The sequence below is a fragment of the Gammaproteobacteria bacterium genome, assembly GCA_003696665.1.
Lineage (GTDB): Bacteria > Pseudomonadota > Gammaproteobacteria > Enterobacterales.
Genome location: RFGJ01000279.1, coordinates 1 through 1169, shown reverse-complemented (window position 1 = coordinate 1169; position 1169 = coordinate 1). Strand labels below are relative to the sequence as shown.

Genomic DNA, 1169 nt, shown 5'->3' with positions numbered 1-1169 from the left:
GCCAACATTGTGAAGACGCGGAGTCCAAAGAATGCATACCCTAATGCAATCAGTTCCAACCGGTTCATCAATACGGCTTTGAGTGGCCTTGCTGTTAACGACAGCAACAGGTATGAGCTACCAGGCTTTCAGATTGGTTTGGCTGATTTCAGTAGCAGCTTGTACACAACCTACACAGGTGACACTATTCCTGTCGAATACTTTCAGGACACTACGGGTCGCATCCCTCCAGAGTTCAATGTGATCCGCTTTCGCATTCCGCCAGGCAAGAAGATACGTCTGTTTCAGCAGCCGTTTGAGGACTGGAAGTACCACCATGGTGAGTTCTTTACGGTTGGTGCCTGGGTATTTAGTGACGCAGAAAATGCGGCCCAATGGATTTACACAAGCAATCCAGGCGGAACGAACAGGACGGTAGGTAGCGAGTTCCCGTACATATCTGGAAAATGGAATTACGTAGGAGGCGTATTCCAGAACTACCAGGACAACAGTGTCTTTCTCGTTTACCTGACCTTGTTCAACGATCCAGCGCTCAATTCGGACACGGTGGACATCCTTGTAGCAGCGCCTGTATTTTATTGGGGGGATCAGATACCTTTTGATCAGGCAGGCTATGTGCCCTCCACAGGCGGTCTGTTTTCAGGCCCTGTCTCACAATCTGTCATTTCGGTTGACGTCAATGCGCCAGAATCTGTTGACTCTACCAACACGACAAGGTTGTACTTGCCTGTGATGGGCAACATCTTCAAGTTGCGGTCCTCCACGCCACGCACGATACAGAGCATCAATGTGACTGCTGGTGGTTCCGCCAACAACGATGCTGCGGAGTTGTTTCCTGGAGGCACGGTTATCACACTCCTCAATGAGTCGCCAGGCAAAATCCGCATACAGAACAGTCCATACATCAGTCTGCTCAACGGTGAGGACTGGTACGCTGTGCTTCCTGGCGGCTACCTGACGCTTGTCAATGATCCTGTTGCAGTGAACAAGTGGTACGAGATTGGGCGAGGGCAGGTGCAGGTCAATTATGGTGCGATGGACATTGATTTCAGTGATCCTGCCTTCCAGGATCAGGGCAACCAATTCAACCTTGCTGTGCCTCCTCTTGTCAATGTAGTCAACCTTGTAGGCACGCGCGGCTCTGGCATTATCCGTTACATCAGTCAGGT

The 1169-nt window shown here is 50.6% G+C and carries 1 protein-coding gene; it reads left to right on the top strand.

The features are described from left to right. The coding region (locus D6694_07730; protein RMH42682.1) for a hypothetical protein at positions 1–1169 on the top strand (1169 nt) is incomplete at both ends.